Source organism: Staphylococcus sp. EG-SA-2 (assembly GCF_017152085.1).
Window position 1 is genome coordinate 1 of record NZ_JACYHC010000067.1, and the last position, 564, is coordinate 564.

Genomic DNA, 564 nt, shown 5'->3' on the forward strand with positions numbered 1-564 from the left:
TCATATCCATTGGCTTATCTGGATATGGGTATGCATGATACAAATCTTCATTTCGAATCTGTCCACTCAACCCCTTCTCTCCGTTCATAGGCACGTGGACACATGTTATATCATTATCAAATGCAAGCTGAATTGCATCATGTAATAATTGCGAAAATGGATGTGTTTGACAGACTAAATCTTGTAACCCATTCACTGATAACATCAAACCTTTATCACTTATGATTTCCTGTGACCAATAAGCCACTGCTTTTCTATCATAGAATGTTAAATCTAATAATTCTTGATCCTCTTCATACTCATTTAAGTCAATCACTTTAGAATCAATGCTTTCAACATCATAAGTTGTTGTTCTCTTTTTAAAATTAATCGAAAGATGTACAAGCTCTTTGGCATCCTGACCAGCCTGAACATAATACGTTTCATGATCTTGACCTACTATTGTTTGATGCTGATGAGCTGTAATCATTAAATCTATAACACCGAGTTCTTCCATTAATTTTTCAGCTTCATTCGAACTTGCCTTTTTATTTTTCGTACTATTACTAATTTTATTCAATCCAC

At 33.9% G+C, this 564-nt stretch carries 1 pseudogene; it reads right to left on the reverse strand.

Annotated elements, in window-relative coordinates:
• Nucleotides 1-564 (reverse strand): annotated as a pseudogene (locus IDG60_RS27090) (bifunctional metallophosphatase/5'-nucleotidase); the annotation flags it as partial.